We start from the raw sequence: 19,909 nt of genomic DNA, 5'->3' as shown, positions 1-19,909 counted from the left end.
GACTAACTCGACGTCTGTGTCGGCGGAGTGGACGGCTTCGCCGCAGACGTGTCGGACTCGTCCTGCGTCAGCGCCCCACCACGGTCGGTGCCCTCGTCTGCTGCCTGATCGGCTTCGGGATGCTCGGGCTCGAAGGTGTCCGGCAGCTTCCGCAGCTGCTTGTTCATCGACCGGATCAGGAACACTGTCCCGATCAGCAGAACGACGATGATCAGCAATCCGACCGGGGATGCCTTGCCGAACTCGGGTCCCGTCGGTGTGCCCTGGGTCTGCGCCAGCCACCCGACTGCCGCGCCTGCCAGATTCACTTCTCCTCCTCCTGATGTCCCGCGCCGACACCGACGTGATCGATCCCGGCGAACAGGTCCGTCTCGGGGATCGCGGTGGTCACACGGGTCTTGGCCAACTCGAACTCCTCGGTCGGCCAGATCTTCTGCTGAATGTCACGAGGGACCGCGAAGAACGACCCATTCGGGTCGATCTGCGTCGCGTGAGCGCGCAGGGCGTCGTCCCGCTGCGCGAAGTGGTCGCCACAGGTGATCTGCGTGGTGACGCGGGCCATGAGGTCGCCCTGCTCCGTCTTCCACTTCTTCAGCCAGTCCGCCATCGGGAATTCCTCGCCGCGACGGTCGTACTCCTCCTGGAACAGCTGCAGACGCTTCCGGATGAATCCGTGCGAGTAGTACAGCTTGAGCACCTCCCACGGCTCCCCCGCGTCGGGGAACCGATCGGGGTCGGCGGCAGCCTCGAACGCCTCCACCGACACCTCGTGGCAGCGAATGTGGTCGGGGTGCGGGTAGCCGCCGTTCTCGTCGTAGGTCGTCATCACGTGCGGACGGAACTCGCGGACCACCCGAACCAGCGCCTCGGCGGACTCCTCGAGCGGAACCAGCGCGAAGCATCCCTCCGGCAGCGGCGGCTTGGGGTCGCCCTCCGGCAGTCCGGAGTCGACGAACCCGAGCCACATCTGCTGGACGCCGAGGATGCGGGCGGCCTCCGCCATCTCCTCCTTGCGGACCTCGCTGATGCGGTCACGGATGCCCGGCACGTCCATCGCCGGGTTGAGGATGTCGCCGCGCTCGCCGCCGGTGAGGGTGACCACCAGCACCTCGTTGCCCTCGGCCGAGTAGCGGGCCATCGTCGCCGCGCCCTTGCTGGACTCGTCGTCGGGATGGGCGTGCACGGCCATGAGACGCAATCCGCTCACAGTCTTCCTTCACCTCAGCTTCGCTGGAACCTACGTGTGACTGTCGTCCACCCTGCCGCACCGACCGGGCGGGGGGCGTCCGTGTCCTTCCCCTATAGTTCCACCCGACACCTCCAGCGTCACCGTGACCCTGCTCGGATCACCGCCAGGAGGGCGCCCAGCCGGGCACCACGAGCTCGCCCGGACCGTTGCACGAGAGTCGAGCGAATGACCGAGACGATCCCCTCCGACCGCTACCCGATGCCGCAGGGCAGTGTCCGCGGGTCCCGGATCACCGCAATCGTCCTCACGATCGGCGTCATCCTCCTCGGCCTGGCCGTCGCATGGCTCGCGTACAACAAGTTCGAGGCGAAGGACATCAAGTCCGAGGTGCTGCAGTACTCCATCGTCGACGATTCGACGATCGCGCTGAGCTTCACCGTCACCCGCGAAGAACCGTCGGAAGCTGCCGTGTGCATCGTGCGATCCAGGTCACGGGACGGCTCCGAAACCGGTCGACGTGAGGTCGTCGTGCAACCGTCCGAACACGAAACCGTCCAGATCGACACCCAGATCACGACCACGCAACCGCCGGCCATCGCCGACATCTACGGCTGTGGCTCCACGATCCCGGCGTATCTCACCGTCGACTGACATTTCGGCGCGCCACGCCATGGCCGCGACCTGGACCTTCACGGGAAAATCCCAGCTCGTGCTAGACTCGCCCGATACACGGTTCCGCGTTGGAGCCGTGTATTGCTGCATTTGCATCTGGACGCGTGTGAGTACGCGCACCCGGACGCAAGCGGCCCGCTGCACACACGCGGCCGGGCGCGCGCTCACCGAGCGGTGAGCCGACCGGGGGATTCGCCATCCGGGGGACAACGCGCGTGGCCGCAGCCGACCACCGGAATCGGTGGTCCGTCCAGGGGACCGTGAGGGTTCCGACTACGAGGAGTGATCGAGCATGACCGAGACCCAGGTGACCTGGCTGACCCAGGAGTCCCACGACCGGCTCAAGAGCGAACTCGACCAGCTCATTGCCAACCGTCCGGTCATCGCGGCCGAGATCAACGAGCGCCGCGAAGAGGGTGACCTCAAGGAGAACGGCGGCTACCACGCCGCCCGCGAGGAGCAGGGCCAGCAGGAGTCGCGCATCCGACAGCTGCAGGAGCTGCTGAACAGCGCGAAGGTCGGCGAGGCCCCCACGCAGTCCGGCGTCGCCCTGCCCGGCTCGGTCGTCAAGGTGTACTACGACGGTGACGAATCCGACACCGAGACGTTCCTCATCGCCACCCGCGAAGAGGGCGCCCGCGGCAACAAGCTCGAGGTCTACTCGCCCAGCTCCCCGCTCGGCGGCGCACTCCTCGACGCCAAGGTCGGCGAGACCCGCGAGTACTTCCTGCCCAACGGCAAGACCATGAAGGTCACCCTGATCAGCGCAGAGCCGTACCACGCCTGATCCCCGCATACGCGACGAAACCCCGGTCCGACGCACGGACCGGGGTTTCGCGTATCCGGGCGGACCACACGATTGCCGGTCGGTGGGGCAGCCGCCCCCTGCCAGGCTGCCCCACCGACCTCGGTGAGCCGCGCACACCCGACCCCCCGAGCGTGTGCACTTCGACCCACATCAAGTCAGACGCGACGAACGCCGCGAAGGTTCCCACCAATTTCGGGGAAATTACTCGCCACCGACGACCCTCCCGCTGAGCACGTCGATCACGTCCTCGGGCTCGACCTCGTCAGCTGCGAGGACGGCGAGCACGGCCTCACGCCGGTCTGCGGCGACCGGTTCGTACCCGCCGAGGATCTGCGTCCGCTCCCCGGCGGGGACGACGCGGGCACAGACGAGCGACCCGACCTCGAGCGCCTCGTCGACGGCAACGTCGGCCGTCTCGTTCGTCACGAGGTCACGCAGGGTGACCGTGCTGTCCGCTGATGCGAGAACCTCATGCAGCGAGCGCCGGACCTCGAGCCAGCGCCCCGCGAGTTCGAGTTCGTCCGCAGGCAGCAGCGCCCCGCGACGCAGGACGAACAGCCCGAACAGTCCCCCCTCGAACAGCCCGACGTCGAGCACCAGCGGCTCCGCGAACGCCCGCGCCACGGACTCCTCGTCGTCCACGTCCTCCGCTCGCAGGTCGGCGAGCGCGAGCACCAGATCGAACAGGGTCGTCGACTGCGCGAACATCGCGGCCTTCTCGTACAGCCAGTGCGCGCGGTCGTCGAGGGTGGTGTCGGACTTGCCGAGGTGACACACCTTGTACTTGCGTCCCGACCCGCACCAGCACTTGTCGTTGCGTCCGAGCCCGGGGTGCTCGTGCGGCGCGAAACGCTGCAGCACCGCGTAGAGGTGTTCCTCCTCGCCTCCCTCGATGCGGCCGAGCAGTGACAGTGCGCGGGTGGCGTCACCGCGGTCGGACGCGAACCCGGCGAGTTCGAGCAGCGCGGGCGTCCACTCCTCGTCCAGGGCGACGGCCTCTTCCAGGTGCCGTTCGGCTTCGCGCACATCGCCCAGCAGGTCCGCCGCCATACCGGCGAGCCAGTGTCCGGATGCCCGCGACCGGCGCGGACCCTTCTCCGCGACCGCCAGCGCCGACAGGTACACGGCGGGCAGGTGGTCGTCGTCGAAACCGCTGACCACGTCCAGCGCGGCCGCGGAAGCCGACGGATCCTCCAGACCTCCAAAGGATTCCGGGTCGGACATGACCCTCTCGCGCGTCGCGACGAGATCCATGTCGCCCTCGCGGACGGCACCGACGAGGTCGACGAACGAGATCACGGCATCGACCTCGTCGGGATGCAGCTCCGCCTGCCGCGCCACCAGCGCGATGTGCCGAGCGAGATGGTGCGCGGCCACGTCGAACCCGCTGGCTGCGATGTAGTCGCCCTCACACACGTAGCCCGCGGACGAGATCAGTTCGCCGAGCGGAACCGTCGGCGTCGTGCACAGCCCGGGGTCGTCGGCGAGGAGCTGCCAACTGACGGTCTCGGAGTTGTCCGCGTTGTCCTCGCCGACAGTCCGCCCGAGGGCCTCGGTCAGATCGGCCGACACGAGGTCACCGACGACGCGTTCGACCTCCACGTCGCCGCCGCGTACCCGGACACCGATCACGTCACCGACCGAATACCCTTGCAGCGCAGCAGCTCCGAACAGCAGTCCGGCACCGTCCGGGAAGTCCTCGTACTCGAGCCCCAACTCTTCGAGGGCATCGCCGTCGTACTCCTCGAACAGCACCCGATCGTCGTCGGCGGCCATCGCGAGCAACACCACCGGCAGCAGGTCCGGTTCCGCATACAGCAGCCCGGAGCGAATCTCCGCCTCGGACAGTCGGTGCGTGAACACCCGGCCCTCGAGCAGGGCGTCCAGCGCGACGGTGCGGCCGTCGACGAGCCGTCCGAGCACGGGTTCGTCGAGCAGGTCCACGAACGGCAGCATCTCGTCGACCGAACCGTTGCCCGCATCGACGAGCAGTTCCGCCCAGTCCTCGGAGGTCAGAGGTCCGTGCGCGCGCAACACGTCCAACGCGGCGTCGACGAGCGGGTTCCGGGATTCAGGCTGCGAAGTCACCTCGTGATCGTAGGCGCCCCGCAGCGTCGATCACCGCCTCGACGCCAGGAAGTCACGCACCAACGCAGCGGGGACGCGTCCCCGATCGGACACGTCGATCCCCCGCTCGCCCGCCCAGCTGCGCACCTGCGCCGGAGACCTAGACGATCCGGCGGGCCTTCATGCCGTCGAAGACGGGCCCGACACGAACGACGTCGCCGGTCTGCGGTGCGTGCACCATCTGACCGTTGCCGATGTAGATCGCGACGTGGCCGGGGCCGCCGGACTGCCAGTTACCGAACAGCAGATCTCCGGGGCGAGCATCCGCCATGGCGATCTCGGTACCGATGTTCCATTGCGTCTCGGATGTCCGCGGGAGCACGAGGGTGTCACCGGTCGCGGTGTACATCGCGTACGAGGTGAGACCGGAGCAGTCGAACCCGCCGCCGGACGGGCCGTTGATGTTGCCGCCACCCCACACGTACGGCAGTCCCAGGAAGCCGAGTGCGGCCTCGACGACCTTGCTGCCGATGCTGCCGTCCGTCCCGGACAGCGGCGCGAGGATCGCCGCGAACACCGGCTCGGAGTCGCGGATCTTCTTCACGTACGGCTTGGTCTGGTGTTCGTAGTCGTAGGCGCCGTTCGGCATGCCGCCCGCGCGCCGGACCGCCTCGACTCCGGCGTTGTAGCCGGCGATCGTCAGGTCGAGGGTGTCTCCGGTGACGACGCCCTGCTTCTTCCACTCGTCGATCTGCCCGTACATGCTGCACAGCAGGTTGCCGGACGCCATCACCGGGTCGGCGACACCGAGGACGTCGACCTTGCCGTCGCCATCCGCGTCCTTGCCCCACTTCTCCCAGGTCCCGGGCATGAACTGGCCCGGCCCCTTCGCGCCGGTACGCGACACGGGTGCGGTCGGACCGTAACGGAAGCCGTTCTCGGCGTTGTACAGGGCTGCGAGGACGGGAGCCTTGATGCCGTCGCAGATCGCGCCCGCCTTGTTGAACCAGGGCACGAACACGGCGATCGACCCGATCGGCGCGATGTTGCCGCCCGGGAACGCCGCGTCGAGCGAGGTGACGGCCCGGGACAGATCGCCACCGAATGGGACATCGGCGACGTCATCGGCCCGGTCGTACGCCTGAGGGGGCGTGACGGGCACCGGCGCCGGTTCCGGGGCAGGTTCCGGCGCGGGTGGAGGCGGAGGAGGCGCGGGGAGGTACGGGTCGACGGCGTCGACCGCGGCCTTCGATGCGTCCGCAACGGCCTGCTGGGCCTGGTCCTGCATCTGTTCGGGCAGCAGGCCGATCACGTCGTTCACCTGCTGGCTCACCGCGGGTGATGTTGCTTCGAACGATTGGATTGCTTGTGTTGCTTGCTCTTTGACCGGTGCGGGCAGATCGGACCCCTGTACCAATCCACCCAGTGCCGTGGCAACGGCAACGATGACCGCTGTTGGGTCAACCGCCATGCGCATCCTCCTACGTCGACCGCGATGCGTCTGACGCCCGCCGCCCCCTGTGTGACTCGCATCACCGTATGACGGTTAACGCCAAAGTGCTCGCCTTTCCGGCGAACTCTTAGACAGCCTTCAGGTTGCGCGCAACTCGCGGTACCGCTAAGGCACCGTAGGCACGGTCGGGACGAAGTCGAGACGCGACGCGCCGCCCGCGCACCGTTTCAGCCAATGAACCGACGCGCGGACGACGTAGGGGAACTAGCCCAGCGCCTGCTCGATGTCGGCGAGCAGATCCGCCGCATCCTCGATGCCGACGGACAGCCGGACCAGGTTCTCGGGAACCTCGAGTTCCGATCCCGCGGTCGACGCATGGGTCATCGCACCCGGATGCTCGATCAGCGACTCCACGCCACCCAGCGACTCCGCGAGCGTGAAGATCTTCGTGCGTGAGCAGAAGTCGAGCGCGGCCTGCTTGCCCCCCTTGAGGCGCACCGACACCATGCCGCCGAACCGGCGCATCTGCCTCGACGCGACCGCGTGACCGGGATGCGAAGCGAGACCCGGGTAGATCACCTTCTCGACCGCGGCGTGACCGGTCAGCAGGTCGACGATCTTCTCGGCATTGTCGCTGTGCCGCTCCATCCGCAGCGCGAGCGTCTTGATGCCGCGCATCGTCAGGTATGCGTCGAACGGCCCGGGCACCGCGCCGGCGCCGTTCTGCAGGAACGCGAACTTGGTGTCGAGTTCCTCGTCGCTGGTCACCAGCGCGCCACCGACCACGTCGGAGTGCCCACCCAGGTATTTCGTCGTCGAATGCAGTGCGACGTCGGCGCCGAGCGCCAGCGGCTGCTGCAGATACGGCGACGCGAACGTGTTGTCCACGACGATCTTCGCGCCCGCATCGTGCGCGACCGCGGACAGCGCCTCGATGTCACCGATGTTCAGCAGCGGGTTCGTCGGCGTCTCCACCCACACCAGCTTGGTGGTCGGGCGGATCGCTGCGCGAACGGCGTCGACGTCGCCCATCGGCGCGGGCGTGTGCTCGACACCCCACTCCGAGAACACCTTGTCGATGAGCCGGAAGGTGCCGCCGTACGCGTCGTTCGGGATGACGAGGTGGTCGCCGGGGCGCAGCACGGACCGCAGCAGGCAGTCGGTGGCCGCCATGCCGGACGAGAAGGCACGCCCGAACGTGCCGCCCTCGATCGCGGCGAGATTGGCCTCGAGGGGACGCCGGGTGGGATTGCCGGTGCGGGCGTACTCGAAGCCGTTGCGCATGCCGCCGACGCCGTCCTGCGCGAACGTGGAGCTGGCGTAGATCGGCACGTTGACCGCGCCGGTCTGCGGATCCGGTTCGTAGCCCGCGTGGATGGCCCTGGTGGAAAAGCCGCTGAAGGTGCCCTGGTCAGTCATACCGATCAGCGTAGCGACCGGCTCACGACCTCATCGGGTCAGTGCGCGACCGCCGAACCGACGGCCTCCAGGACCTCGACGAGCTTCTCCTGAGACAGGTCTGCGGCGTCACCCGCGCTGGCGCTCACCATCAATCCCGGCATCACCAGTGCCAGATGCCCGATGCCGAGCGGGTCGGAAATGTACCCGTCCAGACCCGTTGCCACCGCCGACTCGATCATTTCCCCCGGCTTCGTGTCGGCGAGGTTCTCGCGCTGCCGGACGATCGCCTCGGCGGACAGCGGCAGCTTGCCGATCAACACCGCGACGTGATCGTCGGAGAACTCTCCACCCTTGAGGAAGAAGCAGGTCGACTGATCGCCGGTCGCCGGCGTCTGCGGCGACCGATCGAGGGTGTAGCCCCGGACGACACCGGTGACGGCCGAGTCGATGGCGTCACACGTCGGAACCGTCGCGGATCCGTTTCGGTCAGCCGCCTGACTCGGCCGCGCCGCGGCGCTCGTCGCACTCGGCTTCGGGTACCCACTCGATTTCGGGAACGTGCTCGGGCGCGCGGACGCAGTCTCGCCATCCTGCGCCACCGCCGTGCCCGTCACCGTCGACGCGCACGCCGACGCCGTCACAACCACCGCCGCCAGACATGCGACAGCCCCCGCTGCTCTCCCCCACTGCATGGCGGCCAGGGTACGACAGCGGAAACCGCCGCGCGCATCAGCCTCCGGCGCTGAGGAACCCGAGCAGATCCTGACGAGTGATGACCCCGACGGGCTTGCCGTCGTCGACGACCATCAGCGCGTCGGTGTCGCCGAGCGCCTTCGTCGCGGCGCTGACCGGTTCGCCCGAACCGATGAGCGGGAACGCCGCACTCATGTGCTTGGACACCGGGTCGGCGAGCTGCGCGCGGCCCTCGAACACCGCTGAGAGGAGCTCGCGTTCGGTGACGCTGCCCGCGACCTCGCCCGCCATGACCGGCGGCTCGGCGCCGACGACGGGCATCTGGGAGACACCGTATTCGCGCAGGATCTCGATGGCGTCGCGCAGCGTCTCCGTCGGGTGCGTGTGCACCAGGTCGGGGAGCTCGCCCGACTTGCCCCGCAGCACGTCCCCGACAGTCGGCTCAGCGGCCTTGCTGCCGTCGAGGGGGGTGCGCAGGAAGCCGTACGACGCCATCCACTTGTCGTTGAAGATCTTCGAGAGGTAGCCGCGACCACCGTCGGGGAGCAGCACCACGACCACCGCGTCCGGGTCGCGCTCCGCGACCCGGAGAGCCGCGACGACGGCCATGCCGCAGGAGCCGCCGACCAGCAGCCCCTCCTCGCGGGCGAGGCGTCGCGTCATGTCGAACGAGTCGGCGTCGGAGACGGCGATGATCTCGTCCGGGATGGACGGGTCGTAGGCGCTGGGCCAGAAGTCCTCGCCCACGCCCTCGACGAGGTAGGGGCGTCCGGTGCCGCCGGAGTACACCGATCCCTCGGGGTCGGCGCCGATGACCTTCACCTTTCCGCCCGAGACCTCCTTGAGGTAGCGGCCGGTGCCGGTGATCGTGCCGCCGGTACCGACGCCTGCGACGAAGTGCGTGACCTTGCCTTCCGTGTCACGCCAGATCTCGGGGCCGGTCGTCTCGTAGTGGCTGTCCGGGCCGCCGGGGTTGGAGTACTGGTCCGGCTTCCAGGCGCCCGGGATCTCTTTCACCAAACGGTCGGAGACGTTGTAGTAGCTGTCCGGGTGTTCCGGCGCGACAGCGGTCGGGCAGACGACGACCTCGGCGCCGTAGGCCTTCAGGACGTTGCGCTTGTCCTCGCTGACCTTGTCGGGGCATACGAAAACACACTTGTACCCGCGCTGCTGGGCGACGAGCGCGAGACCGATACCGGTGTTGCCGGACGTCGGTTCGACGATCGTGCCGCCGGGCTTCAGCTGACCGGATGCCTCGGCCGCGTCGACCATCTTGACGGCGATGCGGTCCTTCGAGCTGCCACCCGGGTTCAGGTACTCGATCTTCGCCGCAACCAGGCCGGAGCCTGATGCAACCACCGAGTTCAGCTTCACCAGGGGCGTGTTTCCGATGAGGTCGACGACGTGATCCGCGATGCGCATACCCCCATCGTCCCAGAGCCCACGTCGTCGGCAACACCTGGTTCCGATGGCCCGGCGACGGGTACGGATTCCGACTAGATTCGTCGGTGTCAGCTGCCACCTCGACCGGAAGGCGAGCGATGGGTACCACCAGGTGGCGAACGGCCGCGAAGGCCGGTGCAGCGGCGGCCGTCGCGGGGTCGTCCGCAGGCACGGCGTCGTGGTTTGCCTACACCTATCTGATGGGACAGGCGGGTGCCGCACGCGGGGTGATCGGCCGCAATGTGGCCAAACCACCGGAGGCGGACGGCATCCACGTCGCGGGCGCCGACGCGCCCGTTCCGTGGCGTCGCGGAGTCCCGTTCGACCTGCACCTGATGATCTTCGGCGACTCCACGGCTGCGGGCGTCGGCTGCGCCTCCGCAGATGAGGTGCCCGGCGTTCGGCTTGCACGCGGACTGGCCGAGGAGACCGGGAAGCGAATCAGGCTCAGCACCAAGGCAATCGGCGGTGCCACGTCGAAGGGGCTGGCGGGCCAGGTCGACGCGATGTTCGTGGCGGGTCCGCCGCCCGATGCGGCGGTGATCCTGATCGGCGCCAACGACGTCACCGCGAAGAACGGGATCTACCCGTCGGCACGGCGGCTCGGTGCCGCAGTCGCCCGGCTCCGCAGCGCGGGCGCCGTTGTGGTCGTCGGGACGTGCCCCGACCTGGGTGTGGTGACGGCGATCCCCCAACCCCTGCGGACCGTGGTCCGCGAATGGGGGCATCTGCTCGCCCGTGCCCAGACCTCGGCCGTGCTGTCGTCGGGCGGGCACCCGGTCCCCCTTGCCGATCTGCTCGCCCCCGAATTCCTCGCCGCCCCGGACACGATGTTCTCCCCCGACCAGTTCCACCCGTCGGCGGCCGGGTACGAGCTGGCGGCCCGGCAACTGCTGCCCGTACTCGCGGCCGCACTCGGCGAGTGGGACGGTGGCCCACTCCCGACACTTCCCACCGTGTCAGCGGTGGCCGAGTCCAGTCGCCTCACGTCGCGGATCAGCAGCGCCACAGCGCTGTTCCGGCGCAATCGGGACGGCGAACCGGCCGCCCACGACACCCCCGCGGGACGTACCGCGGAGAAGATGGCACCGCTGCGCCCGGGTGGATGAGCGACCGCATGCCGAGACCTGCGGCATCCCCACGTAACGTCACACCGGACCCCCGCTGTCACCTCTCACACACAGACAGCTCACAGAACGAAGGAGTACTCATGCCCGAGGCAGTCATCGTCTCCGCCGTGCGCTCGCCGATCGGCCGCGCAGGCAAGGGATCGCTCAAGGACATTCGCCCCGACGACCTGGCCGCCCAGATGGTCGCCGCAGCGCTCGCGAAGATCCCCGAGCTTGATCCCACCGAGATCGACGACCTGATGATGGGCTGTGGCCAGCCCGGCGGCCAGTCCGGCTACAACATCGCCAAGGTCGTCGCCACCACTCTCGGCTATGACTTCCTCCCCGGCGTGACGGTCAACCGTTACTGCTCCTCCTCGCTGCAGACCACCCGGATGGCCATGCACGCCATCCGCGCGGGCGAGGGCGACGTGTTCATCTCCGCGGGCGTCGAGTCCGTCTCGTCCTTCGCCACCGGCACCGCCGACGGCTGGCCGAACACCAAGAACGCCCTGTACGCCGACGCGCAGGCCCGCACCGAGCTGGCCGCACAGGGTGGCGTCGCGTGGCAGGACCCCCGCGAGGACGGCCTGACCCCCGACATCTACATCTCGATGGGCCAGACCGCGGAGAACGTCGCCTCGCTGACCGGCATCAGCCGCGAGGACCAGGACCACTGGGGCGTTCGCAGCCAGAACCGCGCGGAGGAGGCCATCAACCGCGGCTTCTTCGCCAACGAGATCACCCCGGTGACCCTCGCCGACGGCACCGTCGTGTCCACCGACGACGGCCCGCGCGCAGGCACCAGCTACGACAAGATCAGCCAGCTCAAGCCGGTCTTCCGTCCCGACGGCACCGTCACCGCCGGCAACGCCTGCCCGCTCAACGACGGCGCGGCCGCGCTCGTCATCATGAGCGACACCAAGGCGAAGGCCCTCGGCCTGACCCCGCTGGCGCGCGTCGTCGCCACCGCCGCGAGCGGCCTGTCTCCCGAGATCATGGGCCTGGGCCCGATCGAGGCCGTCAAGAAGGCCCTCGGCTACGCGAAGATGACCACCTCGGACATCGACCTGTACGAGATCAACGAGGCGTTCGCGGTGCAGGTGCTCGGCTCCGCCCGCGCGCTCGACCTCGACGAGGACAAGATCAACGTCTCCGGCGGCGCGATCGCCCTGGGTCACCCGTTCGGCATGACCGGCGCCCGCATCACCAACACGCTGATCAACAACCTGCGTGAGCAGGACAAGACCTTCGGCGTCGAGACCATGTGCGTCGGCGGCGGCCAGGGCATGGCGATGGTGCTGGAGCGTTTGAGCTGATCCAGCGCCTGAGCTGATCGTCTCCGTCGAACGGGCGGTTACCGGGCAGGCCACTCGGCCGATGCTCAGGTGACCGCCCGTTCGGCGATCATGCGCCCTATCGGCAGCGCCGATGTCGCGGCAGGCGAGGGCGCGTTGACGACGTGCACCATCCGATCCGTCGAGCGGATCAGGAAGTCGTGCACGAAGGTGCCGTCGCGGAGCACCGCCTGCGCGCGAATACCGGCGTGCCGGTCCTTCAGGTCGTCGAGTTCGAGTGACGGACAGTACTTCCGGCATTCGTCGAGGTAGCCGCGCTTGAAGATGGCGTTCCGCATCTCCCGCACCCCGGTGCGGACGTTGGCAGCTGCCACCCTGCGCAGCCCCGGGAACCGCAGCATCTCCGCGACGTCCCTGCGATCGAAGCCGAACGGCTCGTACTTCTCCCGCGCGAACCCGAGGACCGCGTTCGGCCCGACGGTGATGTCACCGCCGATGGTCGGGCTCAGGTGGACGCCGAGGAACGGCAGGTCGGGGTCGGGGATCGGGTAGATCAGGTGCCGCACGATCGAGGACTTCTCCGGTCGCAGCCGGTAGTACTCGCCGCGGAACGGCATGATCTGGAAGTCGACGGGCAGGCCGGCGAGCCGCGCGATCCGGTCGGCCTGCAGTCCGGCACAGGCGATCAGGGTGCGCGCCCGGACCGTGGTGTCGGGCGTCGTGACGGTGACACAGTCGTCGCGCTCGTCGACGCCGACGGCCTCCGAGCCGGTCCGCACCTCCGCGCCCACCTCCGTGATGTCCTGCGCGAGTGCCCGGCACACGAGCCGGTAGTCGACGATCCCGGTGTCCTTGACGAGCAGTGCGCCGACGCCGGACACGAGCGGTTCGCGGTCGCGGAGTTCGGCGGCACCCAGGCGTTCGTGGTCGATGCCGTTGATCCGGGCGCGATCGGTGAGCTTCTCCATCCGCGCGAGTTCGACGTCGTCGGTCGCGACGAGAAGCTTTCCGGTGACCCGATACTCGATCCCGTGCTCGTCGGCGAACCGTTTCGTCGCGGCGGCGCCCTGCTTGCAGAGGTCCGCCTTGAGGCTGCCCGGCTCGTAGTAGATGCCGGCGTGGATAACGCCGCTGTTGTGCCCGGTCTGATGCGCGGCGACGTCGGCTTCCTTCTCCAGCACGATCACCGTCGCACCCGGCTGCCGGTCGAGGATCGCTCGCGCCGTCGCCAGTCCGACGATGCCTGCCCCGATCACGCAATAGTCGTAGACCACGGCACGATGATGCCGCACCGAACGCCGAACGGGCGGTTACCGGAGCATCGCCCGAGGGCGCTGCACGGTAACCGCCCGTTCGGCGGAGTGCTGCTAGTCGTTGTTGAAGTAGCTCAGCAGTCGCAGGATCTCGACGTAGAGCCAGACCAGGGTGACGGTGAGGCCGAGGGCGACGCCCCACGCGGCCTTCTCCGGCGCCTGGGCGCGGATCAACTGGTCGGCGGCGTCGAAGTCCAGCAGGAAGCTGAACGCCGCGATACCGATGCAGACGAGGCTGAAGATGATCGCGAGGCCGCCACCGTCGCGGAGGCCGAGGCCGCCGTCGATGAAGAAGCTTGCGATCAGGTTGCCCAGCGAGAGCACGACGACACCGATGAGGGCGCCGATGATCATCCGGGTCAGGCGCGGGGTGACGCGGATCGCTCCGGTCTTGTAGACGACGAGCATGCCGAAGAACACGCCGAACGTGCCGAGGACGGCCTGCACGATCAGGGTCTCGGCGCTGACGCCCTGGATGTCGAACGTCATCAGGAACGACAGTGCACCGAGGAACACACCCTCCGCTGCCGCGTAGGCGAGCACGATCGCCGGGTTGTCCATCTTGTTGCCGAAGCTGGCGATCATCACGAGGACGAAGCCGATGAGTCCGCCTGCGATGACGAACGGTGCGGCGAGGTCGACGTTCTGGTTGACCAGGATGTACGAGACGATCGCCGTGACCGACAGGATTCCGAGCGTGATACCGGTCTTGGTGACGACGTCGTCGATCGTCATGGCCCGCGGTGCGGGTCCGGTGGTGTAGGGCTCGGCCTGCGTGTACTGCGGCTGACCGAACTGCTGGGTCATCTGCCCGGCGCCTGCCGCGGCAGAACCGAACGAGGCGTATCCGCCCTCCTGCTTGGGGAGGTTGCGGAACACCGGGTTGCTGGTGGTGCGCACCGTGCGTGTCCCTTCTTTCGTGGCCTGTGGCCGGTCGAGCCGACGGCCCGACTGGTGGGTTTCCCCGCCTTCTTGAACTTCCAACGAACGCCGTCCATACCGAGTTCCCCCGGTCGGACAATTCGGACTCTACCGGGTGGACCTCCACGCCAGCACTGTCACCAGCAGGTCACCGCAAGCGGCACGCGCGTATTGTGCCCGAGTTGCCCGAAGCGCGCCCGGCAGTCCTCAGCCGCGGGCGATCGAGCGAGTCACGGTGAACTTCGGGTTCCGGCCGACCTGTTCGGTGTCGCCGACCGTTGCCCGCAGGTCGGCGCGGTAGCCGAGATGCGAGTTGTACACCGTCCAGAGTTCTCCGCCCGGGCGCAGCACCCGTCCGGCGGCCCGGAACATCGACTCGGCGGCGCCGGTATGGACCGCCGCCCCGACGTGGAACGGCGGATTGCACACGATCAGGTCGACGCTGTCCGATGCGAGGCCGGACATCGCGTCGTCTCGCAGGACGGCGACCCGGTCGGCCACCCCGTTCGCGGCTGCGGTCGCCGACGCGGAGGCTACGGCTGCAGCCGACTGGTCAGTGGCGATCACCTCGACGTCCGGCCGGAGCCGCGCGAGGGAGACCGCGAGGATCCCGGTACCGCACCCCAGGTCGACGGCCGTGCGGGCACCGGGATCGGTGCGGGGCAGGAAGTCGAGGAGGTAGCGGGTGCCGATGTCGAGGGTGGCGCCTGCGAAGGCGGCGCCGTGGGCGACGACGTCGAGGTCCAGTTCCGCGAGGTGTTCGCGGTGGGGAAAACTCGGCGGCACGGGGGTGGGTTTCGCGGCGACGAGCACGCGCGACTTCTGCCTGCCCCGCGTGGCGTGGACATCAGCGAAGCACGTCGCGAGGACGTCGTTGAAGGCGTGGGTCAGGTACTTGTCTCGTCCACCCGCATACACGACGACCGACGGGTCCGCGTACCGCGCAACGGTTTCCGCGATCTCCGTCAGCGCCGCGAGGCTGCGCGGCAGTTGCACGAGCACCACCGTCGCTCCGGACAGCAGGCTCTCCCCGAGCGGACACTGCCGGTAAGTCCCTGCCAGCGCCGCCCTTTCGGCGTTGCCCGACAGCGCACGCTCGCCGGTGAGCGGATCCTGATGCGCCCGAACGTCACTCGCTCCGAAACCCGCGACCGCACCGAGGGTCAGGGCACCGTAATGGTCCCCGATCACCGCGACCTGTCCGGGCCCGGCGACGGTCAGCGCGGCGGCCGCCTCGTCGAGGACGAGGCGGTCGGCGCCGTCGACGGCGTACAGGTTGGGCGCCTCGACGTCGGGGTGGCGTCGCAGGGTGGCGAAGAGTTCCTCGGGGACCGGCACGCGTCCAGTCTGTCAGGTGGACTGCCGCGTCAGCGGGACACCCACGTGACGACGGAGTCGAGTTCGGCGCGGGTGGTACGAAACGCGTTCGCAGGGTGCGTGAGGTCCGGGTATCCGAATGAGATGGCGCAGAGCACGTCACGGTCGTCGGGGATCTCGAAGAAGTCCCGGACGTACGGCGCACACCCGGCGAGCGCGGCCTGCGGGACCGTCGCGACACCGAGGCTCTGCGCGGCGAGCAGGAAGGTGTTGACGTACAGACCGCAGTCGACGGCCGCATAGGTGCCGAGGGCCGCGTCGGTGGTGACGACGGCGACGTGCGGAGCGCCGAAGAGATCGAAGTTCTTCATCGTCTGCTCGGCGGAGGCCTGCCGGTCACCTGCGATACCGAGACTCGAGTAGAGCTGCATCGCGGTTTCCTTGCGCCGGTCCCGGTACACCCCGTGGTAGCCGGTCGGGAACGCGATGTCGGGGGCCTGTGGGACCGTCCGGATCGCGTCCGCGAGACCGACACGGAACCGCTCGGTGGCCTCGCCATCGGTGACCGCAACCTGCCACGGCTGGGTGTTGCACCACGACGGGGTGCGCTGCGCCATGGTGAGGATCTCGACGATCACGTCCTCGGGGACCTGGTCCGGGAGGAATGCCCGGCAACTGAACCGGGAGGAGAGCAGTGCGGCGAGCGTCGACGGCGCGACGGTGGTGTCGGTCACGAGATCAGATCCTAAGAAGATGCGGGTACGGCGCCGGAGCCGGAGGTACCCCTATACGTTCCGCCCGTTGTTGCCCCACGTCACGGACACGCCGTTGTCGCGCAGCCATGCGGAGGGGTCGGTCTTGTTGCCCTGCGGGTCCCACACCTCGAAGTGCAGGTGCGGTCCGGTGGACTGGCCACGGTTTCCGACGGTGGCGATCTGCTCGCCCGCGGACACCTTCTGTCCGACGCTGACCCGGTAGTCGTTGATGTGCCCGTAGACGGTGATGCTGCGATCCTCGTGCATGACGCGGACCCACAGGCCGAAGCCGGAGGCCTCACCGGCGGAGATGACGGTGCCGTCCTCGGCGGCCAGCACCGGCGTGCCGATCGGCGCGGCGATGTCGATACCGCCGTGGTGTGCGCCCCACCGGGACCCGTAGTCGGAGGTCAACGTTCCGTTCACCGGCTGCACGGTGCGTGCAGGCAGCGGGTTGGTGGAGCCGGTCGGCTGGTTCTCGAGCCACTGCTTGGCGGTGGCGAAGCCGGGAATCGCGTCGGCGGCGAAGTCGGGGACCTCCACTGTGGCCGGGACCTCGACGCCGACGGACTTCAGTCCGGCGGTGACGTCGGCGGGCAGTGCCGCGACGTCGATCGTGGCGGCAGACGCCGTGGCGGTGGCGAACTGGGCCCCGCCGACGAAGATCGCACCGGTGGCAGCGGCCAGGGTGGCCGCCTTGACCCCCGTTCCGTGACCTTGTGCCGGAGCCCGGTGTCGGCCACGTGCCGCGTCGGGATCGACGACGGCGAACGCGAGGGTTCGCGCTCCTGAACTGCGATGATCTGCCACGGTCGGTATCCCATCCGTTGTCTTCGGTCGGCGGCGCGCAGGTGGCTGCGCGCCGTTTGTCCGCGCCGAACATAACAAGATGGTCTCGACCCCGTCCACCGAACGGCCGGTCGATCTCGTTTCGATCACCTGCGGTCGGGGGCAGGTCGGCTCAGGAACCCCAGGTAGGAACGACTCCCCGCTGTCCGAGCCACGCATTCGGATCCATTCGGCTACCCGCCGCATCCCACACTTCGAAATGCAGGTGCGGTCCGGTGGACTGCCCGCGGTTGCCGACGGTCGCGATCTGCTGGCCCGCGGCGACGCGCTGACCCACGTGAACCGAGTAGGTCTCGATGTGGCCGTACACAGCGATCGTGCCGTCGTCGTGGCGGACACGGACCCACTGCCCGAAACCGGACGCAGGGCCCGCCGAGATGACCTCGCCGTCGGCCGCGGACTGGATCGGGGTTCCGATGGGGGCGGCGATGTCGATGCCGCCGTGGTGGGTACCCCAACGGGCACCGTATCGAGAGCTCAGGGTTCCGGACACCGGCTGGACCGTCCGCGGCCCGACACTGCCCGTGTTGAACTGCGCGAGGAATCCGTTGGCCAAGCCCGCAAGGCCAGCGTCGGGTACGTCGACGACGGGCGCCGCGGTGCCCGCGGGAAGGACGCCGGCCGGGATACGAACGGGTTCAGCGGCGGCGGTGCCCGCACCGAGCTGAATGCCCGCGACGGCGATCGCGCCGGTCACGGCGGCGGTTGCGGCGAGCTTGGCGCGGCGGGTGAGCGAGTGAGAACGAGTAACCGTCCTGTGGGTGTCGGCCACAGTTGTTTCCTTCAATCTTCTTCGTTGACTCGGCCGCACCCCCTCGGCGGTGCGGCCGCGGACCCTTACCCGAATGAAGGTAACGAGGCGATCTCGACACGTCGATCGTGACCAAATATTTATCAAACTTTGATCTTGATGTGCCTATCGCCGGAAACGCCATGCCCAGCACGTTCGTGTGGATTCGTACGGTGCACAGTGAGCTCGGTCACGTTTGCGCAGCTCAGAGGCATTTTGGCCCGAACCCGACCGCTCGAACCCGCCCGCATACGTACCCGAGTTGTCGAAACAGGCACCCCACCACGTAGATGTACGGGTCTGGTGAGCGGATGGCGTCCACGACACTGAACCCGAACCGCTCCGATCCACGACTTGGTGAGGCACAGATGACCGGAATCCTCGAAGAACTCTCGACAGAAGTCACCGACGAGTCGGCACCACTGCTCCTCAAGCGCTGCGCGGCGTGCGGGCACCTGCGCGCCCCCGTGGTGTCCCACTGCTCGGCCTGCCGCAGTGACCTCTTCGACCAGGTGCCTGCATCCGGCTTCGGCGTGATCGTGTCGTCGAAGGCCGTGGTCCGAACCTCGAACGAGGGCGGCTGGCGAGAGATGCCCGACAACGTCGCGATCGTCGCGACCGACGAGGGCCCGTGGCTGTACTCCCACATCGACGGCGACCTCCCCGCGCACACCGATCGCCGGGTTCGGGTCGCCCATGTCGCCCGGTCGGGCAGCAATCGACTGCCCGTGTTCACCATCCGCGACTGATCAGGAGGCGGCGCGGCCCCATTCGTCGAGTTGCTCGACCGCCGCGTCGACGAGCGCGACCGCCTCGCCCGTGTTGACGCGGGCGAGGAGCATCGCGCCTATCGAGACCGCCGTCAGCATGCGTGCGCGACGCTCCACAACGGCGCGCGCACTCGTCGGGTCGAGGGCGCGCAGCGCGTGCTCGAGCGCCGCGGCCAGTTCCGCCCGGTAAGCGTCGACGGCTGCGCGCTGGATCTCGTCGTGTGCCGCGAATCCCGCCGCACTGTTGAGTAGCAGGCAGCCGTTGGCGCTGAGCTCGTCGGGAATGTTCGACAGTTCGGCAGCAAGACCGCGGTAGTAATGCGCCGCCGCGTCGGAGGCCGTCGGCTCGTCGACGAGGACACGCATCCTGGGGCGGACGATGCGCTGGAGGTAGTCCTGGACCGCGGCATCGAACAGACCGCGCTTGCTTCCGAATGCGTTGTAGAGGCTCGATCGGTTCAACCCGGTAGCCTGCTCAAGGTCGGGCACCGACGTTGCCTCGAACCCCTTGTCCCAGAATATGTTCCGCGCGGCCAACACGACGGATTCGGTGTCGAACTCCTGCACCCGCGGCATGACAGACCTCACTCCCAGTTGTGAAACGACCGGTTCAGTATATATTGAAACGGTCAGTTCAGAATGAGAGGAGCGACCATGGTGACCGCAGGTCTGATCTTCGCCGCACTGGCGGCGGCGCTGCACGTGTACATCTTCGTGCTCGAATCGCTGCGCTGGACCGCGCCGCGCACCCGCGCGACGTTCGGGACGTCACAGGAGGAAGCGGTCGCCACGAAGGAGCTCGCGTTCAACCAGGGCTTCTACAACCTCTTCCTGGCGATCGTCACCGCGATCGGCGTCGTTGCCGTCGCGATCGACGAGGTCCCGGTCGGAGCCGCACTCACCTTCGCAGGCACCGGTTCGATGCTCGCCGCAGCCCTCGTCCTGCTCATCTCCTCACCCGGCAAAGCCCGCGCGGCGATCACCCAGGGCGTTCTGCCTCTCCTCGCCGTCGCACTCCTCGCACTCGGGCTGGCACTGTAAACACCGCACCACGAAAGAAG

21 protein-coding genes are annotated in these 19,909 nt (G+C 68.4%); 6 read left to right on the top strand and 15 right to left on the bottom strand.

Features of this window, described 5'->3' with window-relative positions; genetic code table 11:
• Positions 1-2: 2 nt before the first annotated feature.
• Together RHCRD62_RS01990 and mca are read right to left on the bottom strand one after the other, a co-directional pair.
• Positions 3-308, bottom strand: coding sequence for a hypothetical protein (locus RHCRD62_RS01990; RefSeq protein ID WP_050062966.1), 306 nt, complete (start codon positions 306-308; stop codon positions 3-5).
• Positions 305-1,207 carry a mycothiol conjugate amidase Mca gene (mca, locus tag RHCRD62_RS01985; RefSeq protein WP_050062965.1) on the bottom strand — a complete coding sequence of 301 codons (903 nt, stop codon included), beginning with the start codon at positions 1,205-1,207 and terminating at the stop codon, positions 305-307. The genes RHCRD62_RS01990 and mca overlap by 4 nt, the downstream gene beginning before the upstream one ends.
• A gap of 207 nt (positions 1,208-1,414) precedes the next feature.
• Here mca and RHCRD62_RS01980 point away from each other — a divergent pair, with 207 nt between their 5' ends.
• Both RHCRD62_RS01980 and greA read left to right on the top strand, forming a co-directional pair.
• Positions 1,415-1,840, top strand: coding sequence for a DUF4307 domain-containing protein (locus tag RHCRD62_RS01980; protein WP_050062964.1), 426 nt, complete (start codon positions 1,415-1,417; stop codon positions 1,838-1,840).
• Positions 1,841-2,153: 313 nt separating this feature from the next.
• Positions 2,154-2,648 carry a transcription elongation factor GreA gene (gene greA, locus RHCRD62_RS01975; protein WP_050062963.1) on the top strand — a complete coding sequence of 165 codons (495 nt, stop codon included), beginning with the start codon at positions 2,154-2,156 and terminating at the stop codon, positions 2,646-2,648.
• Positions 2,649-2,870: 222 nt separating this feature from the next.
• Here the strand turns inward: greA and RHCRD62_RS01970 are convergent, their stop codons facing one another.
• The 6 genes from RHCRD62_RS01970 to RHCRD62_RS01950 form a co-directional block, all read right to left on the bottom strand.
• Positions 2,871-4,757, bottom strand: a complete 1,887-nt coding sequence (locus RHCRD62_RS01970) for an SEC-C metal-binding domain-containing protein (RefSeq protein ID WP_050062962.1) — start codon at positions 4,755-4,757, stop codon at positions 2,871-2,873.
• A gap of 30 nt (positions 4,758-4,787) precedes the next feature.
• A complete protein-coding gene (locus tag RHCRD62_RS26700) occupies positions 4,788-4,883 on the bottom strand; it encodes an Lsr2 family DNA-binding protein (protein WP_084734021.1) in 96 nt (31 codons plus the stop codon).
• A gap of 13 nt (positions 4,884-4,896) precedes the next feature.
• A complete protein-coding gene (locus tag RHCRD62_RS01965; RefSeq protein WP_050062961.1) occupies positions 4,897-6,207 on the bottom strand; it encodes a C40 family peptidase in 1,311 nt (436 codons plus the stop codon).
• A gap of 246 nt (positions 6,208-6,453) precedes the next feature.
• Entirely contained in the window at positions 6,454-7,608 is a 1,155-nt protein-coding gene (locus RHCRD62_RS01960) for a cystathionine gamma-synthase (protein ID WP_050062960.1), read from the bottom strand.
• Positions 7,609-7,646: 38 nt separating this feature from the next.
• Positions 7,647-8,282 carry a hypothetical protein gene (locus tag RHCRD62_RS01955; protein WP_157050772.1) on the bottom strand — a complete coding sequence of 212 codons (636 nt, stop codon included), beginning with the start codon at positions 8,280-8,282 and terminating at the stop codon, positions 7,647-7,649.
• A gap of 37 nt (positions 8,283-8,319) precedes the next feature.
• On the bottom strand, positions 8,320-9,705 hold the full coding sequence (locus RHCRD62_RS01950; RefSeq protein ID WP_050062958.1) for a cystathionine beta-synthase: 1,386 nt from the start codon (positions 9,703-9,705) through the stop codon (positions 8,320-8,322).
• A gap of 119 nt (positions 9,706-9,824) precedes the next feature.
• Between RHCRD62_RS01950 and RHCRD62_RS01945 the strand changes: the two genes are divergently transcribed.
• The gene (locus RHCRD62_RS01945; RefSeq protein ID WP_050062957.1) at positions 9,825-10,835 is read left to right on the top strand and encodes an SGNH/GDSL hydrolase family protein; all 1,011 of its coding nucleotides are present in this window, start codon (positions 9,825-9,827) and stop codon (positions 10,833-10,835) included.
• Positions 10,836-10,936: 101 nt separating this feature from the next.
• The gene (locus tag RHCRD62_RS01940) at positions 10,937-12,154 is read left to right on the top strand and encodes an acetyl-CoA C-acetyltransferase (RefSeq protein WP_050062956.1); all 1,218 of its coding nucleotides are present in this window, start codon (positions 10,937-10,939) and stop codon (positions 12,152-12,154) included.
• Between the two features lie 65 nt (positions 12,155-12,219).
• Here the strand turns inward: RHCRD62_RS01940 and lhgO are convergent, their stop codons facing one another.
• The 6 genes from lhgO to RHCRD62_RS01910 all read right to left on the bottom strand — a co-directional run bounded on the left by lhgO (position 12,220) and on the right by RHCRD62_RS01910 (position 18,060).
• Positions 12,220-13,407, bottom strand: a complete 1,188-nt coding sequence (lhgO, locus tag RHCRD62_RS01935) for an L-2-hydroxyglutarate oxidase (protein ID WP_050062955.1) — start codon at positions 13,405-13,407, stop codon at positions 12,220-12,222.
• A gap of 93 nt (positions 13,408-13,500) precedes the next feature.
• Positions 13,501-14,346, bottom strand: a complete 846-nt coding sequence (locus RHCRD62_RS01930; RefSeq protein WP_050062954.1) for a Bax inhibitor-1/YccA family protein — start codon at positions 14,344-14,346, stop codon at positions 13,501-13,503.
• A gap of 228 nt (positions 14,347-14,574) precedes the next feature.
• Entirely contained in the window at positions 14,575-15,705 is a 1,131-nt protein-coding gene (locus RHCRD62_RS01925) for a class I SAM-dependent methyltransferase (RefSeq protein ID WP_050062953.1), read from the bottom strand.
• A 29-nt stretch (positions 15,706-15,734) separates the two neighbouring features.
• The gene (locus RHCRD62_RS01920) at positions 15,735-16,418 is read right to left on the bottom strand and encodes a nitroreductase (protein WP_050062952.1); all 684 of its coding nucleotides are present in this window, start codon (positions 16,416-16,418) and stop codon (positions 15,735-15,737) included.
• A gap of 51 nt (positions 16,419-16,469) precedes the next feature.
• On the bottom strand, positions 16,470-17,249 hold the full coding sequence (locus tag RHCRD62_RS01915) for a M23 family metallopeptidase (RefSeq protein ID WP_050062951.1): 780 nt from the start codon (positions 17,247-17,249) through the stop codon (positions 16,470-16,472).
• 151 nt (positions 17,250-17,400) lie between these two features.
• A complete protein-coding gene (locus RHCRD62_RS01910; RefSeq protein WP_050062950.1) occupies positions 17,401-18,060 on the bottom strand; it encodes a M23 family metallopeptidase in 660 nt (219 codons plus the stop codon).
• A 329-nt stretch (positions 18,061-18,389) separates the two neighbouring features.
• Between RHCRD62_RS01910 and RHCRD62_RS01905 the strand changes: the two genes are divergently transcribed.
• Positions 18,390-18,827: a Zn-ribbon domain-containing OB-fold protein gene (locus RHCRD62_RS01905; protein ID WP_157050771.1), complete on the top strand. Its 438-nt coding sequence runs from the start codon at positions 18,390-18,392 to the stop codon at positions 18,825-18,827.
• Here the strand turns inward: RHCRD62_RS01905 and RHCRD62_RS01900 are convergent, their stop codons facing one another.
• The gene (locus tag RHCRD62_RS01900) at positions 18,828-19,424 is read right to left on the bottom strand and encodes a TetR/AcrR family transcriptional regulator (protein WP_050062949.1); all 597 of its coding nucleotides are present in this window, start codon (positions 19,422-19,424) and stop codon (positions 18,828-18,830) included.
• A 78-nt stretch (positions 19,425-19,502) separates the two neighbouring features.
• On the opposite strand from RHCRD62_RS01900, the gene RHCRD62_RS01895 reads away from it, so the two are divergent.
• Positions 19,503-19,889, top strand: coding sequence for a DUF1304 domain-containing protein (locus RHCRD62_RS01895; protein ID WP_050062948.1), 387 nt, complete (start codon positions 19,503-19,505; stop codon positions 19,887-19,889).
• Positions 19,890-19,909: the final 20 nt, after the last annotated feature.

Source organism: Rhodococcus sp. RD6.2 (genome assembly GCF_001040705.1).
GTDB lineage: Bacteria > Actinomycetota > Actinomycetes > Mycobacteriales > Mycobacteriaceae > Rhodococcus_G.
This window is presented reverse-complemented; position numbering and strand designations above follow the sequence as displayed.

Coding starts and splice junctions, on each gene's coding strand:
- RHCRD62_RS01955 (WP_157050772.1), bottom strand. CDS start 8,282: ATGCAGTGGGGGAGAGCAGCGGGGGCTGTCGCATGTCTGGCGGCGGTG.
- greA (WP_050062963.1), top strand. CDS start 2,154: ATGACCGAGACCCAGGTGACCTGGCTGACCCAGGAGTCCCACGACCGG.
- RHCRD62_RS01900 (WP_050062949.1), bottom strand. CDS start 19,424: ATGCCGCGGGTGCAGGAGTTCGACACCGAATCCGTCGTGTTGGCCGCG.
- RHCRD62_RS01960 (WP_050062960.1), bottom strand. CDS start 7,608: ATGACTGACCAGGGCACCTTCAGCGGCTTTTCCACCAGGGCCATCCAC.
- RHCRD62_RS01895 (WP_050062948.1), top strand. CDS start 19,503: ATGGTGACCGCAGGTCTGATCTTCGCCGCACTGGCGGCGGCGCTGCAC.
- RHCRD62_RS01905 (WP_157050771.1), top strand. CDS start 18,390: ATGGCGTCCACGACACTGAACCCGAACCGCTCCGATCCACGACTTGGT.
- RHCRD62_RS01945 (WP_050062957.1), top strand. CDS start 9,825: ATGGGTACCACCAGGTGGCGAACGGCCGCGAAGGCCGGTGCAGCGGCG.
- RHCRD62_RS01950 (WP_050062958.1), bottom strand. CDS start 9,705: ATGCGCATCGCGGATCACGTCGTCGACCTCATCGGAAACACGCCCCTG.
- RHCRD62_RS01980 (WP_050062964.1), top strand. CDS start 1,415: ATGACCGAGACGATCCCCTCCGACCGCTACCCGATGCCGCAGGGCAGT.
- RHCRD62_RS01940 (WP_050062956.1), top strand. CDS start 10,937: ATGCCCGAGGCAGTCATCGTCTCCGCCGTGCGCTCGCCGATCGGCCGC.
- RHCRD62_RS01965 (WP_050062961.1), bottom strand. CDS start 6,207: ATGGCGGTTGACCCAACAGCGGTCATCGTTGCCGTTGCCACGGCACTG.